Annotated in this window: 13 protein-coding genes; 11 read left to right on the top strand and 2 right to left on the bottom strand. The window is 71.4% G+C overall.

What is annotated here, in order from left to right:
* The first annotated feature begins 110 nt into the window (after window positions 1-110).
* The 8 genes from ACZ6S4_RS34250 to ACZ6S4_RS34285 all read left to right on the top strand — a co-directional run bounded on the left by ACZ6S4_RS34250 (window position 111) and on the right by ACZ6S4_RS34285 (window position 9,746).
* Window positions 111-800: a CBS domain-containing protein gene (locus ACZ6S4_RS34250; protein ID WP_465478879.1), complete on the top strand. Its 690-nt coding sequence runs from the start codon at window positions 111-113 to the stop codon at window positions 798-800.
* A gap of 20 nt (window positions 801-820) precedes the next feature.
* Entirely contained in the window at window positions 821-4,489 is a 3,669-nt protein-coding gene (locus ACZ6S4_RS34255) for a nitrate reductase subunit alpha (protein ID WP_465478880.1), read from the top strand.
* Window positions 4,489-6,153: a nitrate reductase subunit beta gene (gene narH / locus ACZ6S4_RS34260; RefSeq protein ID WP_465478881.1), complete on the top strand. Its 1,665-nt coding sequence runs from the start codon at window positions 4,489-4,491 to the stop codon at window positions 6,151-6,153. Before ACZ6S4_RS34255 ends, narH begins: the two co-directional genes overlap by 1 nt.
* Entirely contained in the window at window positions 6,150-6,770 is a 621-nt protein-coding gene (narJ, locus tag ACZ6S4_RS34265) for a nitrate reductase molybdenum cofactor assembly chaperone (RefSeq protein WP_465478882.1), read from the top strand. The genes narH and narJ overlap by 4 nt, the downstream gene beginning before the upstream one ends.
* The gene (gene narI, locus ACZ6S4_RS34270; protein WP_465478883.1) at window positions 6,767-7,519 is read left to right on the top strand and encodes a respiratory nitrate reductase subunit gamma; all 753 of its coding nucleotides are present in this window, start codon (window positions 6,767-6,769) and stop codon (window positions 7,517-7,519) included. Before narJ ends, narI begins: the two co-directional genes overlap by 4 nt.
* 23 nt (window positions 7,520-7,542) lie before the next feature.
* Window positions 7,543-8,742 (top strand): MFS transporter, encoded by a 1,200-nt coding sequence (locus ACZ6S4_RS34275; protein WP_465478884.1) that lies wholly within the window; start codon window positions 7,543-7,545, stop codon window positions 8,740-8,742.
* 12 nt (window positions 8,743-8,754) lie between these two features.
* A complete protein-coding gene (locus ACZ6S4_RS34280; protein WP_465478885.1) occupies window positions 8,755-9,084 on the top strand; it encodes a cupin domain-containing protein in 330 nt (109 codons plus the stop codon).
* Between the two features lie 101 nt (window positions 9,085-9,185).
* A complete protein-coding gene (locus tag ACZ6S4_RS34285; protein WP_465478886.1) occupies window positions 9,186-9,746 on the top strand; it encodes a hypothetical protein in 561 nt (186 codons plus the stop codon).
* A gap of 55 nt (window positions 9,747-9,801) precedes the next feature.
* On the opposite strand, the gene ACZ6S4_RS34290 is transcribed toward ACZ6S4_RS34285, so the two are convergent.
* On the bottom strand, window positions 9,802-10,383 hold the full coding sequence (locus tag ACZ6S4_RS34290; RefSeq protein ID WP_465478887.1) for a TetR/AcrR family transcriptional regulator: 582 nt from the start codon (window positions 10,381-10,383) through the stop codon (window positions 9,802-9,804).
* Between the two features lie 83 nt (window positions 10,384-10,466).
* On the opposite strand from ACZ6S4_RS34290, the gene ACZ6S4_RS34295 reads away from it, so the two are divergent.
* Together ACZ6S4_RS34295 and ACZ6S4_RS34300 are read left to right on the top strand one after the other, a co-directional pair.
* On the top strand, window positions 10,467-10,679 hold the full coding sequence (locus ACZ6S4_RS34295; RefSeq protein ID WP_465478888.1) for a hypothetical protein: 213 nt from the start codon (window positions 10,467-10,469) through the stop codon (window positions 10,677-10,679).
* A gap of 19 nt (window positions 10,680-10,698) precedes the next feature.
* On the top strand, window positions 10,699-12,171 hold the full coding sequence (locus ACZ6S4_RS34300) for a glycoside hydrolase (RefSeq protein WP_465478889.1): 1,473 nt from the start codon (window positions 10,699-10,701) through the stop codon (window positions 12,169-12,171).
* A gap of 57 nt (window positions 12,172-12,228) precedes the next feature.
* Here the strand turns inward: ACZ6S4_RS34300 and ACZ6S4_RS34305 are convergent, their stop codons facing one another.
* Window positions 12,229-13,068: a hypothetical protein gene (locus ACZ6S4_RS34305; protein ID WP_465478890.1), complete on the bottom strand. Its 840-nt coding sequence runs from the start codon at window positions 13,066-13,068 to the stop codon at window positions 12,229-12,231.
* 243 nt (window positions 13,069-13,311) lie between these two features.
* Here ACZ6S4_RS34305 and ACZ6S4_RS34310 point away from each other — a divergent pair, with 243 nt between their 5' ends.
* On the top strand, window positions 13,312-16,266 hold the full coding sequence (locus tag ACZ6S4_RS34310) for a BTAD domain-containing putative transcriptional regulator (RefSeq protein ID WP_465478891.1): 2,955 nt from the start codon (window positions 13,312-13,314) through the stop codon (window positions 16,264-16,266).

Consider the following 16,266-nt stretch of genomic DNA (forward strand, 5'->3'; position numbering starts at 1 on the left):
CGCTCCGGCGGCCCGGCCCGGGCTGTGGTCCCGAGGGGTAGGGCCGGTCGGCCCTGCCCCGGCCGGCGGTCCGCTCCTAGCGTCGAGGTGATCGATGAGGAGGCTTCGTGATGAAGGCCTGGACAGTGAACGAGGTCATGACCACCGCAGTGGTCACCGTTACGCCGGACGCGCCGTACCGCGACGTGGTCGACCTGCTGGTCCGCAACCGGTTCAGTGCCGTGCCCGTCGTCGACGAGTTCCAGCGGGTGACCGGGGTGGTTTCCGAAGCGGACCTGCTCCGCAAGATCGAGTACGCCGGCGCCGAGGAGCCGCGCCTGTTCGACGGCCGGCGCCGTCGCGGCGAGCGGGTCAAGGCTTCCGCCCGTACCGCGGCCGACCTGATGAGCACGCCGCCGGTGACAGTGCCGGCCAGCACCTCCATCCCGGCCGCGGCGCGGGTCATGGACGGCGAAGGGGTCAAGCGGCTCCCGGTCGTCGACGACCTGGGCCGGCTGGTCGGCGTGGTCTCCCGCGGCGACCTGCTCAAGGTGCACCTGCGCCCCGACGACGAGATCGTCGCGGACGTGCAGGCCGGTGTCGTGCGTGCCTTCATGGCCGACGACGCCGGGAAGGTGCAGGTCACGGTCGACGACGGCGTGGTGACCTTCACCGGCCGGGTCGGCCGGTGGTCGACGACCGACATCGCCGGCCGGCTGACCCGGCAGGTGGCGGGCGTGGTCGAGGTCGTCGATCAGCTCGAGTACGACTACGACGACAGCAACATCCTCGGCACCGGCATCGCGTACGGCATCGCCTGATCATGAGGGAGCGAGGACACATGGCAGGAGCGAGCGGAACCGCGGCGCGGGCGTTACTGGCGTTCGGCGGACTCGTGCGGCGGGCGGAGGTCTCCGCCGACGGCCGTACGCTGCACCAGATCGGCGGCCGGGAGGCGGACAGCTTCTACCGGGACCGCTGGTCCTACGACAAAGTGGTGCGCTCGACCCACGGGGTGAACTGCACCGGCTCGTGCTCCTGGAAGGTGTACGTCAAGGACGGCATCATCACCTGGGAGCAGCAGCAGACGGACTATCCCAGCGTCGGCGCCGACCGGCCGGAGTACGAGCCGCGCGGATGTCCCCGCGGCGCCGCGTTCTCCTGGTACACGTACTCACCGACGCGGGTGCGGTATCCGTACGCCCGCGGGGTGCTGATCGAGATGTACCGGGAGGCCAAGGCCCGCCTCGGCGGCGACCCGGTCGCGGCGTGGGCCGACATCCAGGCCGATCCGGTACGCCGCCGCCGCTACCAGCAGGCCCGCGGCAAGGGTGGACTCGTCCGGGTGTCGTGGGACGAGGCGCAGGAGATCGTCGCCGCCGCGCACGTGCACACCATCGGTGCGTACGGCCCGGACCGGGTGGCCGGTTTCTCGCCGATCCCCGCGATGTCGATGGTGTCGCACGCCGTCGGCGCCCGGTTCCTCAGCCTGATCGGCGGCTCGATGCTGTCGTTCTACGACTGGTACGCCGACCTGCCCGTGGCCTCACCGCAGATGTTCGGCGACCAGACCGACGTGCCGGAGTCGGGGGACTGGTGGGACGCCTCGTACCTGGTGATGTGGGGCTCCAACGTGCCGGTGACCCGTACCCCGGACGCGCACTGGATGGCCGAGGCCCGCTACCGCGGCCAGAAGGTCGTCGTGGTGTCACCGGACTATGCCGACAACGTGAAGTTCGCCGACGAGTGGCTGCCCGCGCAGCCGGGCACCGACGGCGCCCTGGCGATGGCGATGGGTCACGTCATCCTGAAGGAGTTCTTCGTCGACAGGGTGACGCCGCGCTTCGCCGACTACGTGTCGCGCTACACCGACCTGCCCTACCTGGTCGCGCTGGAGCCGGTCGACGGCGGCGGCTACCGGCCGGGCAAGTTCGTGACGGCCGCCGACCTGGGGGAGACCGGGGCCGAGGCGGCGTTCCGGCCGGTGCTGTGGGACTCGGTCACCGACGCGCCCGCGGTGCCCGGCGGATCGCTGGGGGACCGGTTCAGCGAGGCCGGCGTCGGCCGGTGGAACCTCGATCTCGGCGACCACGTGCCCCGGCTGAGCTGTGCCGGTGGTGAGGGTGCCGAAATCGCGTTGCCGCGCTTCGACAACGACACCCCGGAGCTGATGCGCCGCGGCGTACCCACCGCCCGCGTCGGCGGCAAGCTGGTGACCACGGTCTTCGACCTGATGCTGGCGCAGTACGGCGTCGCCCGCCCGGGTCTGCCCGGGACCTGGCCGAGCGGCTACGACGACGTCGAGGTGCCGTACACCCCGGCGTGGCAGGAGCCGATCACCGGCGTACCCGCCGCGGCCGTGGCCCGGATCGGCCGCGAGTTCGCCGACAACGCCGAACGCTCCGGCGGCCGGTCGATGATCCTGATGGGTGCGGGGACCAACCACTGGTTCCATTCCGACACCACCTACCGGGCGATGCTGACCCTGACCACGCTGACCGGCTGTCAGGGCGTCAACGGCGGCGGCTGGGCACACTACGTCGGGCAGGAGAAGTGCCGGCCGGTGACCGGCTGGTCGCACCTGGCCTTCGGGCTGGACTGGGCCCGGCCGCCGCGGCAGATGATCGGCACCGCTTTCTGGTATCTGCACACCGACCAGTGGCGCTACGACCAGTACGGCGCCGACGTGCTGACCTCGCCGCTGGCCAAGGGCGCGTTCGCCGGCAAGCACACCGCCGATCTGCTGGCCAAGTCGGCCCGGCTGGGTTGGATGCCGTCGATGCCGACCTTCGACCGCAATCCCCTCGATCTCGCCGACGAAGCCCTCGCCGCCGCGCCCGACAATCCCGCCGCGCACGTGACCCGGGAGCTGGTCGACGGCCGGCTCGGCTTCGCCTGTACGGACCCGGACGCACCGGAGAACTGGCCGCGCGTGCTCACGGTGTGGCGGGCCAACCTGCTGGGCTCGTCGGCGAAGGGCAACGAGTACTTTCTGCGGCACCTGCTCGGCACCGACGCCTCACTGCGGGCCGAGGAGGCACCGCCGGAGAAACGCCCGCAGGACGTCGTCTGGCACGACGAGGCGCCCGAGGGCAAGCTGGATCTGCTGCTGTCGCTGGACTTCCGGATGACCTCCACGACGCTGTTCTCCGACGTGGTCCTGCCCGCGGCGACGTGGTACGAGAAGCACGACCTCAACACCACGGACATGCACCCGTTCATCCACGCGTTCACCCCGGCGATCAACCCGCCGTGGCAGACCCGCACCGACTTCGACGCGTTCCACGGCATCGCCAAAGCCTTCTCCGACCTGGCCGGCCCGCGTTTGGGCGTGCGCAAGGATCTGGTCGCGGCGCCTTTGCTGCACGACACCCCGGACGCGATGGCAACCCCCGGCGGTGTCGTGCGCGACTGGAAGACCGGCGAGGTCGACGCGATCCCGGGCCAGACGATGCCGAAGTTCGTCGTGGTGGAACGCGACTACGGTGCCATCTCCGCGAAGATGAGTTCGCTGGGCCCGCTGCTGGACCGGCTCGGCACCACTACCAAGGCCGTCACGGTCGATGTCAATCCGGAGGTTGAGCTCCTGCGGAAGGTCAACGGCACGGTTCGCGGCGGGGTCGCCGACGGCCGCCCGCGCCTGGACACCGACATCCGCTGCTGCGAGGCGATCCTGGTGCTGTCGGGCACCACCAACGGCCGGGTCGCGACCGAGGGTTTCCAGTTCCTCGAGCGGCGTACCGGCCAACGGCTGGCCGACCTGGCCGCCGAGCACGAGGGCAAACAGATCCGCTTCGCCGACTGCCAGTCGCGGCCCGTCCCGGTGATCACCAGCCCGGAGTGGTCCGGCAGCGAGCACGGCGGGCGCCGGTACTCGCCGTTCACGATCAACGTCGAGCGGCTCAAGCCCTGGCACACCCTGACCGGTCGGCAGCACTTCTACCTCGACCACGACTGGATCAAGGAGCTCGGCGAGGAAATGCCCGTCTTCCGGCCGCCGCTGGACATGCACAAGCTCTTCGGCGAGCCGCGCCTGGGCGCCAAGGGCGAGCTGGAACTGACGGTGCGCTACCTGACGCCGCACTCGAAGTGGTCCATCCACTCCGAGTACCAGGACAACCTGATCATGCTGACGCTCTCGCGCGGCGGGCCGACGATGTGGATGAGCGAGAAGGACGCCGCCAAGATCGGTGTCACGGACAACGAGTGGATCGAGGCGATCAACCGCAACGGCGTCGTGGTCTGCCGCGCCGTGGTCACCCACAAGATGCCCGAGGGCACCGTCTACCTATACCACGCCCAGGAACGGGTCATCGACGTGCCGAAGGCCGAGACCAACGGCCGGCGCGGCGGCATCCACAACTCGCTGACCCGGCTGCTGATCAAGCCCAGCCACCTCATCGGCGGCTACGCGCAGCTGTCGTTCGCGTTCAACTACCTCGGCCCGACCGGCAATCAGCGCGACGAGGTCACCGTCATCCGCCGTCGCTCCCAGGAGGTGCAGTACTGATGCGCGTCATGGCCCAGATGTCGATGGTGATGAACCTCGACAAGTGCATCGGCTGTCACACCTGTTCGGTCACCTGCAAGCAGGCGTGGACCAACCGCTCCGGTGTGGAGTACGTGTGGTTCAACAACGTCGAGTCGCGCCCCGGGCAGGGCTATCCCCGCACCTACCAGGATCAGGACAGGTGGCAGGGCGGCTGGACGCGTACCCGTACCGGGCGGCTCAAGCCCCGCGCCGGTGGCCGGATCAAGAAGCTGTTCAGCATCTTCGCCAACCCCAGGATGCCGGCCATGCAGGACTACTACGAGCCCTGGACCTACGACTACGAGCACCTGCTCACCGCCCCGGCCGGCGACGACACCCCGGTGGCCCGGCCCAAGTCCCTGCTGACCGGCAAAGACACCAAGGTGACCTGGTCGGCGAACTGGGACGATTCGCTCGCGGGCGGCAACGAGATCGCCGCCGGCGACCCGATCCTGCAGCAGCTGTCGGATCAGGTACGCCAGGAGTACGAGAAGGCGTTCCTGTTCTTCCTGCCCCGCATCTGCGAGCACTGCCTCAACCCGTCCTGCGCGGCCTCCTGCCCGTCCGGGGCGATCTACAAGCGCGCCGAGGACGGCATCGTGCTGGTCGACCAGGACCGCTGCCGGGGCTGGCGGATGTGCGTGACCGGTTGCCCGTACAAGAAGATCTACTTCAACCACCGCACCGGCAAGGCCGAGAAGTGCACCTTCTGCTTCCCGCGCATCGAGATCGGCCAGCCGACCATCTGCTCGGAGACCTGCGTCGGCCGGCTGCGCTACCTCGGCCTGATGCTGTACGACGCCGACCGGGTGGGCGAGGCAGCGGCGGTCAAGGACGAGCACGCCCTGTACGAGGCCCAGAAGTCGGTCTTCCTCGATCCGCACGACCCGCAGGTGATCGCCGCGGCCCGCGCCGCCGACATCCCGGACGACTGGATCACCGCGGCGCAGCGCTCCCCGATCTGGGACCTGATCATGAAGTACGAGGTCGCGCTGCCGCTGCACCCGGAGTACCGCACCATGCCGATGGTCTGGTACATCCCGCCGCTGTCCCCGGTCGTGGACATCCTGCGCGACACCGGTCACGACGGCGAGGACCTGGACAACCTTTTCGGGGCCGTCGACGCGCTGCGCATCCCGGTGGACTACCTGGCCGGGCTGTTCACCGCCGGCGACCCGGCCCCGGTGACCGCCGTCCTGCAGCGGCTCGCCGCCATGCGCGCCTACCAGCGCCGGATCAACCTCGGTGAGCAGCGCGACGAATCGCTGGCCGCCGCGGTCGGCATGACCGGCACCGAGATGGACGACATGTACCGGCTGCTGGCCATCGCCAAGTACGAGGAGCGCTACGTCATCCCGGCCGCGCACGCCGAGGACGCCCACCACCTCGAACAACTCGCCACCGAGTGCAGCCTCGAGGTCGATGGCGGTCCGGGCATGGGCGGCTCCGGGCCGTTCGGTGAGGCCTCCGGCACGCCGGCGCCGATCTCGATCGAGAACTTCCACATGCTCCGAGACCGCCAGACCGCGGACTCCGTCGCCGCGCCCGACGACAAGCACCAGCGGGTCAACCTGCTCAACTGGGACGGCAAGGGCCGGCCCGAGGGACTCTTCCCGCCCAAGAAGGACGGAGACGACCAGTGACCACCCCGGCCTGGCGGCCTGTCGCGGCCCGCGCCGCCTCCCTGCTGCTGCGGTACCCCGACCACGAGGTGCTGTCGGTGCTGCCCACGCTCGTGGCGGCACTCGACGACCTGCCGGCGCCGATCGCGCAGCCGTTGCGGGTGGTCGCCGAGCACCGCCGTGCCGGTGACCCGGCCACGCTGGCGGCGGCCTACGTCGAGTTGTTCGACTTCCGCCGCCGCTGCTGCCTGCACCTGACCTACTACACCGCCGGGGACACCCGTAAGCGTGGCGAGGCGCTGGTGCTGTTCGCCGAGGCGTACAAGAACGCGGGTCTTCGGCTCGTCGACGGCGAACTGCCGGACTATCTGCCCGCGGTGCTCGACCTGGCGGTGCTGGACGACGACGGATGGCGGCTGTTGCGGGAGAACCGCATCGGCCTCGACCTGCTGGCCAAGGCCCTGCACACCGAGAAGTCGGTCTACCGGCACGTCATCGAGAGCGTACGGGCCATGCTGCCCCCGCCCCAGCCCGGTGACATCGCGGCCGCCGTCCGGCTCGCCCGGACCGGACCGCCGGTCGAACAGGTCGGGCTCGAACCGTTCGGACTCGTCGATACCACCGGAGGCCGGCGATGAACGTGCTGCTCTGGGTCGTCTTCCCGTACCTGTGCATCGCCGTGCTGGTCGGCGGCCTGATCTGGCGGTACCGCTACGACAAGTTCGGCTGGACCACCCGTTCGTCCCAGCTCTACGAGAGCGCGATCCTGCGCTGGGGCAGCCCGATGTTCCACTTCGGGGTGCTGATGGTCCTCGTCGGGCACGTCGGCGGGCTGATCATCCCCAAGGCCTGGACCGAGGCCGTCGGGATCACCGAGCACGCCTACCACCTGACGGCCGTGTTCGTCGGCACCGTCGCGGGCTTCTGCACGCTGATCGGCATGGCGATCCTCATCGCCCGGCGCCGGCTCACCGGTCCGGTCTTCGCCGCCACCACGAAGAACGACAAGGCCATGTACCTGGTGCTGGCCGGGGTGATCGTGCTGGGACTGTGGTCGACCCTGCGGGCCAACGTGGCCGGCGACGGCTACGACTACCGCGAGACGATCTCACCGTGGTTCCGGTCGCTGTTCTACCTCAGCCCGGACCCGGAGATCATGGCCGCCGTCCCGATCGGCTTCCAGCTCCACATCATCGCCGCGTTCTCGCTGTTCGCCTTCTGGCCGTTCACCCGCCTCGTGCACGCCTTCAGCGCACCCGTGGGCTACCTGACCCGTCCCTACGTGCCCTACCGCAGCCGTGACACCCGCCCCGGATTGCGTCCGTCCCGGCCCGGCTGGGAAGGCCCGCCGAAGCTCCCCACCCGCTCCGGCCGCGACCGCGGCTGACCGGCCCGACCCGAGGAACCACGATGACCACAACCGCCGCCGCGGTGCGACCGGGCGCCACCCGCAACCTGATCCTCGCGACCATCGGTTTCATGGTGAACTTCTGGGCCTGGGCCCTGCTGGGCCCGCTCGGGCCGGGCGTGAAGGAACGCCTCGGGCTCAGCTTCGCGGCCCAGTCGCTGCTGGTCGCGGTGCCGGTGCTGGTCGGCTCGCTCGGCCGGATCCCGGTCGGGGCGCTCACCGACCGGTACGGCGCCCGGATCATGTTCCCGCTCGTCAGCATCGCCACCATCGTCCCGGTGCTGACCCTGACCGTGGTGTCGTCGTACCCGGCGCTGATCGTCACCGGCTTCTTCCTCGGACTGGGCGGCACCACCTTCGCCGTCGGCGTGCCGCTGGTCTCCGGCTGGTATCCGCCGGCCCGCAAGGGGTTCGCCATCGGCGTCTTCGGCGTGGGCATGGGCGGCACGGCGATCTCCAACTTCACCACCGTGAAGCTCGCCGACACCTACGGCGACAACACACCGTTCCTGCTGGTGGCGGTGCTGCTCGCGGCGTACGCGGTGGTGGCTTTGCTGCTGATCCGCGACGCCCCGGACCGGCAGCGGCCGGCCGGCTCGGCCTGGGGACGGATCAAGGACGTCGGGCGCCTGGCCGTCACCTGGCAGATGTGCTTCCTGTACGCGGTCGGCTTCGGCGGGTTCGTCGCGTTCAGCGTCTACCTGCCGGCGTACCTGCGCGAGGCGTACGGTCTCACCGCCAACGACGCGGCCCTGCGTACCGCTGGTTTTGTCGTCCTGGCCGTGATCGCCCGGCCGGTGGGCGGCTGGTTGTCCGACCGGCTGCACCCGGTGCCCGTGCTGGTGTGGTGCTTCTCCGGAACCGCGCTGTTCGCCGTCGTGCAGGCGTTCCAGCCACCGCTCGTCCCGGTCGCCACCATCGCCTTCCTGGCCCTGGCCGGCCTGCTCGGAGCGGCCAGCGGCGCCGTGTTCGCCCTGGTCGGCAGGGTCGCACCGGCGGACAAGGTCGGCAGCGTCACCGGCGTGGTCGGCGCGGCGGGCGGCCTCGGCGGCTTCGTCCCGCCCCTGATCATGGGCTGGGTGTACGGCGCCGAGAGCTCGTACGCCATCGGCCTGATGCTGCTGTCGGACGTCGCCATCGCGGCCGCCGTCTACACCGCCGTCAAGATGAACGGCCTGGCCCGCCGTCCGGTCACCACCTGAAGGAGAACCATCGTGGCATGGTCATTGACCGCCCTCACCACCGAACTGCTCGACACGGCCCGCGGCTCGTCCAGCGGCCGCGGCGCCCGGACCCTGGTCGGCGGGCACACGCACACCCTGAGGCAGACCCTGGTCGCACTGCGCGCCGGCGCGGCCCTGGACGAGCACGAGAACCCCGGCGAGGCAACGCTGCAGGTCCTGGCCGGCCGCGTCCGCCTCATCAGCGGCGACACGTCCACCGACGGGACGACCGGCGACCTGCTCACCGTGCCGGACGCCCGGCACAGCCTGTCCGCGCTCGAGGACGCCGCGGTGCTGCTGACCGTGGCCAAGCTCGGGTAGGCCGAAGGTCCCGAAAGGTACGGCAGTGCGGCACTGATCACGGGCGTCGATCCCGACTGGAATAGGGATGTAGCCAACGAACCAGAAAGGACGTGGACGCCATGACCGCCGTCCAGCACCGCACCACCCGGGTCTCCCTCAAGACCGGTGGCACGACCGTCACGGAGTCCCGTCGCAGCAAGGCCACCCGTTTCACCCTCGCCGGGTTGCGTCTGGCGCTGGGCTGGGTGTTCCTGTGGGCCTTCATCGACAAGCTGTTCGGCCTCGGCCTGGCCACCCCTGACAAGGGGGCGTGGATCAACGGTGGCAGCCCGACCAAGGGTTTCCTGGGCAACGCGGTCGCGGGTCCGTTCGAGGGTGTCTACCACAGCATCGCCGGGGCGGCCTGGGCCGACTGGCTGTTCATGCTGGGTCTGGCCGCGATCGGTACGGCTCTGATCCTCGGTATCGGCATGCGCCTGGCCGCGGTGGCCGGCGGTCTGCTGCTGGTGCTCATGTGGACCGCGGTCCTGCCTCCGGAGAACAACCCCTTCATGGACGACCACCTCGTCTACGCCGGTGTCCTGGCCCTGCTGGCCCTGACCGCCGCCGGTGACACCCTCGGCCTCGGCAAGATGTGGGCCCGCCTGCCGCTGGTGCAGCGCCTGCCCTGGCTCAAGTAACCCACGACGACAAGCAATCAGGCGGCACCCACCACGGGTGCCGCCATGCTCCGTGTCAGGACGCGAGAGCGCCGTGCAGGAAGAGGTCGACGACCTGCTCGGCCGGCACCGGCGACTGCGGCGTCCGGGCGATGCCGAGGAAGGCTTCGGCGAGGAACGCGGGCGGCAGGCGCAGGCGTCGCTGATCCGGCTCCAGCACCCTCGCGACAGCCTGCTGGATCTCGGGCAACCTGCCGGCGGTTCGCAGGTCCTGGCGGCTGACCGGTGGCAGGTCGGGTGCACCGGCCGAGACTGCTTGCTGCAGAGCCTCGAGATCGGTACGGACGCGGCGGTGGTAGCCGTCGAGGACGTCGATCACCGCGACGAGGCGCGCGGCGAGTGGCTGGTCGGCCGGGATCGCGTCCAGCTCCCGTACCTCCTCGGCCGGGTCGAGCACCGCGGTCACGTGCTGCGTCATCCTGGCTGCACACGCCCGCATGATCTCCTCCTTGTCCGCGAAGACGGCCAGCAGGTCAGCTTCGTCGATCCCGGCGGCCCGGGCGATCTGCGCCGTGGTCACGGTGTCGTACGTGCCCAGCAGGGGCATGGCCGCCCGCACGATGATCTGGCGGAGCTGTTCGGCGCTCTCTCGGGTCATCAGCTTCTCCTTGACACTCCGGCAATGTTAGCGCAATCATTCAGCAACTTCGATGCTATCCGCGGCTCGCCCACGACCACCGGTTGAACTACAGCGCGGGGCACCAGGACGGCAACACCTTCACCGCGTACCTCGCGGCCACGACGGACCTGGCCCGGGCCCGGCAGATGGGCATCGTCTCCTGGCCCGGGCTGCGCACCGGCGACGCCTGCTCACTGACCCGGCAGAGCGGCAGCGGCCTCGCGGTGAACAACGCCTCCGGTCTCGCCCAGATCCGCTGGGGCTGGGGCCGGTGACCACTCTCGGGAGGACTCCATGACCACAAGAAGAACGGTTCTCGCCGCCGCGGGAGCGACCGGGCTCGCCGTTGCCGGTGGCGCCCTCGGCGGGGGACCGGCGTGGGCGGACGCCACCATCGCCGTCAACCCGGGCGCCGACTTCGGTGCGTGGGAGGGCTGGGGCACCTCGCTGGCCTGGTGGGCCAACGTCTTCGGCGACCGCGACGACTTCGCCGACCTGTTCTTCACGATGAAGAACGTGTCGTACAACGGCACCACGCTGCCCGGCCTCGGCCTGACCATCGCCCGCTACAACCTGGGCGCCAGCAGCTGGAACACCATCAACGGCGAGCGGATGGTGGCCTCGCCCAACATCCCCCGTTTCAAGCAGATCGAGGGGTTCTGGCTGGACTACACCAACGAGGACCCGGCCTCGTCGGCGTGGGACTTCACCGTGGACGCCAAGCAGCGTGCCGCCCTGGTCAAGGCGACGCAGCGGGGCGCGATCAGCGAGCTGTTCGCCAACTCGCCGATGTGGTGGATGTGCGGCAACCACAACCCGTCCGGGGCGGCCGGCGGCGGGCCGAACCTCCAGGCGTGGAACCATCGTCAGCACGCCCACCACCTCGCCGTCACCGCCCGCTACGCGCAGGAGCGGTGGGGCGTGCGTTTCCGGACCGTGGACCCGTTCAACGAGCCGTCCGCCGGCTGGTGGCGCGCCGACGGCACCCAGGAAGGCTGCCACATCGACGCGCAGACCCAGCGCAGCGTCCTGGGACACATGCGCACCGAGCTGAACCGGCAGGGCCTGACCGGCGTGACGATCGCCGCGTCGGACGAGACCAACTTCGACGCCGCCCGGGCGACGTGGAACAGCTTCGACAGTGCGACCAAAGCACTCGTACGGCAGGTGAACGTGCACGGCTACGGCCCGGACACCCGCCGCGACCTGCTCTACAACGCCGTCCGCGCCGACAACAAGATTCTCTGGAACTCCGAGCACGGCGACGGCGACGGCACCGGCCTGGCGATGGCCCGCAACCTGTGCATGGACTGGCGCTGGCTGCACCCGACGGCGTGGTGCTACTGGCAGGTGATGGACCCGTCGGCCGGCTGGGGCACGATCCGCTACCACGGCGGCACCGCCACCGCCGGGGCGATCGAGACGAAGTACTACACGCTCGCCCAGTTCACCCGGCACATTCGCCCCGGCATGCGGATCATCGACCTCGGCGTGGACTACGCGATCGCGGCCTACGACGCGGGCGCCCGCCGACTGGTGATCGTGGCGCTGAACGCCGGTGCCGCCCAGAATCTGACGTTCGACCTGTCCCGCTTCGGCCAGGCTGCCGGCGGCACGGGCGGCGTGGTCCCGCGCTGGTCCACCGTCCCGGGCGGCTCCGACCGGTACACCGCCCGTCAGGACCAGCGGGTGATGGGCAAGCGGGTCACCGTCCCGTTCCCGGCGGCGTCGGTCCAGACCCTGCAGATCGACGGCGTGGCGGTGTGACGCGCGGCGTGGCCGGGGGTGGAGGCACCCCCGCCCACGCTGTGTCGGCTGTCGTGGTCAGGACAGCGGCTGCGGCTCCCCGTACAGGAAGTCGTCCATGACGACCACGTCGCGGGTCGACGTGTCGGTGTTGGTGCTGCTCAGCGGGGCGTTGCCGGTGGTGATGCGTACCTCGTACACGTCGGCGGTGGTCTTGACGCCGAGGAAGGACAGGCTGCGGTTGGCCGTGGTGCCCTTGGGCACCGCCTGCCACCAGAGCTGGGTGCCCCACTGGTCGTACAGTTCGATCTTGGTCGTGCCGGCCTTGTCGACGTCGGTGAAGACGGCGCCGAAGCCCTTGACCGTCGCCGGCTTGGTCGTGCCGGGCTGGAAGAACCGGACGCTCATCCTGTTCGTGCCCAGCGGCGTGAACAGCCGCTGCGCGCTGAACACGTTGAAGTTCTCGCGGTACTGGGTGTTGATGTTGCCGAACCGGACCGCGGTCTGGGTCGGGTTGTCACTGTCCGCGCTGACCTGGAACTTGTTGCCGGCCCCGGTGGAGAACACCGCGCCACGGGGCACGGTGGTGTTGAAGAAGTCGCGGGGCAGCAGGTTCGGCGCGGACTGGGCGTCCGGCGTACCGTCCCAGTTGATCTCGCGCCGCCCGGCCGGCTGGCTTCCCGGCGCGCTGCCGTTGTTCGGCTCGCCGAGCAGCGCGCGGTAGGCGTCCACGGTGGGCTGCAGGCCCGCCGCGTCGCTCGCGGCCCCCTCGATCTTGGTGAAGGACGGCGCCGCGAAAGACGCGGCCGCGGCCGACGGCGCCGCCGTCGCCGGTCCGAAGGGCAGCAGGGCCACCGGTACGACGGCCGCGGTGGCAGCGAGCTGGAGCAGCCGGCGGCGGAACGGGTTGGTGCGCATCGAAGATCTCCCCTGTGAGGTGGCGGAGCCCGTCGGACCGGGCCCCGTGGAACGACCCAAGGCTGCGCCGCGGGTGCGGGGGGCGGCGCGGGGTGGTGCGGGGGGAGACGCGGGGGGACGCAGGTCGCGGCCCGGCGGGTAGCCGACAGACGGGTTGACCGTCCCGGCGCCGGACCCGACGCTGGAGTGCGCTTCGCCCGTCGTGGGGCGAACCGTCCTGTCCCCGGCGCCGGAGCACCCGCCATGCCTGCTTCGCTCGTCGCCGCACCGCGGCGCACCGGCCCCGGACCGGCCCTCGGTCCGCCGCTGACCCGGTTCGTCGGCCGCGACACCGAGGTCGCCGCCCTGGTCACCGCCGTGCGCCGGACCCGGCTGCTGAGCCTGGTCGGCCCGGGCGGCAGCGGCAAGACCCGGCTCGCGCACGCGGTCCACGACCGGCTGGCCGACGACCCCCGGCACCCGACGTGGTGGGTGTCGCTGGCCCCGCTGGACCGGCCGGCGCTGCTGGCCGCGGCCGTGGCCGACGTCCTCGGCGTCGCCGAGGTGCCCGGCCGATCGCGCCCCGACATGGTCGTCGCCCACCTGCGCGAACACCCGGGGCTGCTCGTCCTCGACAACTGCGAGCACCTGGTGGCCGCCTGCGCGGAGCTCGTCGCCGGCCTGCTGCGGGCCTGCCCCGACCTGCGGGTGCTCACCACGAGCCGGGAACCGCTGGCCGTCGCCGGGGAGACCACGTGGTGGGTCGAGGGCCTGTCCGTACCGGCCGACCTGCCCGCACCGAGCGCCGCGGACCTCGTCGGCAGCCAGGCCGTGCAGCTGTTCGCCGACCGGGCCCGCCTGGCCCGCCGCGACTTCACGGTCACCGACGACAACGCCGCCGACGTGTCCCGGCTCTGCCGCCGCCTCGATGGCATGCCCCTGGTCCTGGAACTGGCCGCCGCGCGCCTGCGGGTGCTTCCCCTGCCGCGGATCGTCGCGCTGCTGGACGACGCCGTCTCGCTGCTGGCCACCACCAACCGCGACGTGCCGGCCCGGCAGGCGACCCTGCGGGCCACCCTGGACTGGAGCTACGACCTGCTGCCCGGCCCGGAACGCGAGCTGTTCGCCCGGCTGTCGGTGTTCCGCGGCGGCTTCACCGTCGACGGAGCTGCCGCGGTCGCCGGCGAGAACGCGCCGGACACCCTGGACCTGCTCGCCCGCCTGGTCGACAAGTCGCTGGTGCAGGCTCGCACCGACGCCGCGGAGGAGCGGTACCGCCTGCTCGAAGTCGTCCGGCAGTACGCGGCGGAGCGGCTCGGTGATCAGCGCCGGGCGGTGGCGGCCCGGCACGCCGCGTACATGCTCGACGTGGCCCGGCGGGCGGAACGCGGCCTCAGCGGCGCCGACCAGCGGCTCTGGCGCGACCGGCTGCACCACGACCGGGGCAACCTGCGGGCCGCGCTGACCTGGGCGCGCGGCGACGACGGGCCGCTCGAAGGGCAACTCGCCGGGGCGCTGGGCCGCTACTGGCAGCTCACCGGGCAGTACGCCGAAGGCCGGCAGTGGCTGCACGCGGCCGTGTCCGGCGTGGACCGCGACATCGCACCGGCCGCGCTGGCCAAGGCTCTGACCGCGCTGGGCCGCCTGGAATTCCTGCAATGTGACTACGCGGCGGCCGCGGCCCGCCTGACCCGGGCCCGGGACCTGTTCGCGAAGACCGGTGACGAGCGCGGCGTCGCCGAGGCGGTGCAGAGCCTCGGCGGCATCGCCCGGGAACGCGGCCGGTACGCCGAGGCCCGCGCGCACCATGAGGAAGGCCTGACGCTGTGGCGCCGCTTGGCCGAACCGGCCGGCGAGGCACGGGCGCTGCAACTGCTGGGCTTCACGTCGTGGCTGGAAGGCGATCATGCCCGGGCGGCCGGACTGTCCGGCGAGGCCCTGCGCCGGTTCCGCGAGCTGGGCGACACCGAAGGCGTCGTCGGTGCCCTGATCGACCTGGCCGCGTCGACCTTCCGCGGAGGTGATCCGGACGGTGCCGTACGGCTGCTGCGCGAGAGCCTGGCCGACGCCGAGCGGATGGGCCTGCGCGAGGCGACCGCCTGGGCGAACGAGCAACTCGGGCTGATCGCGGAGGCGCGGGGCGATCGGGCGGAGGCGGTGGCCCGGCTGCGCCGGAGCCTCACCGTGCATCACGAGCTGGGCGATCGGTGGCGGACGGCGAGCGTGCTGGAGGGGCTGGCGGGGGTGGGGGCCGATGCCCGTACCGGGGCGCGGCTGCTGGCCGCAGCCGACCGCCTGCGCCGGGAGCTGGGCACGCCGCTGCCGCCGTGCGACCGGGCGGATCACGAGAGGCGAGTGCAGGGGGTACGGGCCGAGCTGAGTCAAGCGGAGCTCGAACGGGCCGCGCTGGAGGGCGCGGCGCTGACGGTGGAGCAGGCCGTGGCCGCGGCGACCTCCTCGCCGCCCGTACCGGCGCCCATCCCACGCCCGGTGCCGCTTGCCGGGCTGTCGGTCCACGCGCTCGGGCGCAGCCGGGTCGAAGTGGACGGTCGTGCGCTCGGGCCGGAGGACTGGACCTACGCCAAGCCCCGCGAGCTGATGTTCTACCTGCTCACCAGGCCGGGCAGCACCAAGGCGGAGATCGGGCTGGCGCTGTGGCCGGAGGCGTCGGCGACCGAGCTGCGCAACAGCTTCCACACGTGCCTGAAGTTCCTGCGCCGGGCCCTCGACGGGGCCGCGCGGGTGCGGTTCACCGATGGCGCGTACCACCTGGAAGCGGTCGGCCCGCTGCGCTACGACGTCCGGGACTTCCGGGCGGCGGCCCGGCCCGCCGGTATCGAGGCCCTGACCAGGGCCGCGGCGAGCTACCCGGGCGATTTCCTGATCGACACCCCGGTCGGTGCGTGGGCGGAACCGCACCGGGAGGAGCTGCGCAGAGAGTACGAGAACGTGCTCCGCGGCCTCGGCGGCCTGCTGGCGCGGGACCAGCGCTTCGTCGAGGCCGCGGACGTGTTCGCCCGGCTGGTGGCGCATGATCCGCTGCTGGAGGGGGCGCACCGGGCACTCATGCGCTGCTATGCCGCGCTGGGGGAGCGGGGGCGGGCGCTGCGCCAGTACGAGGAGCTGGTGCGGGTGCTCGAAACCTACGTCGGTGCACGGCCGGCACCGGAGACGACGGAGCTTCACAGCAGACTGCGTGGTCCGCACCGGGCGGCGTGA

The sequence above is a fragment of the Actinoplanes sp. NPDC051405 genome, from assembly GCF_055586185.1.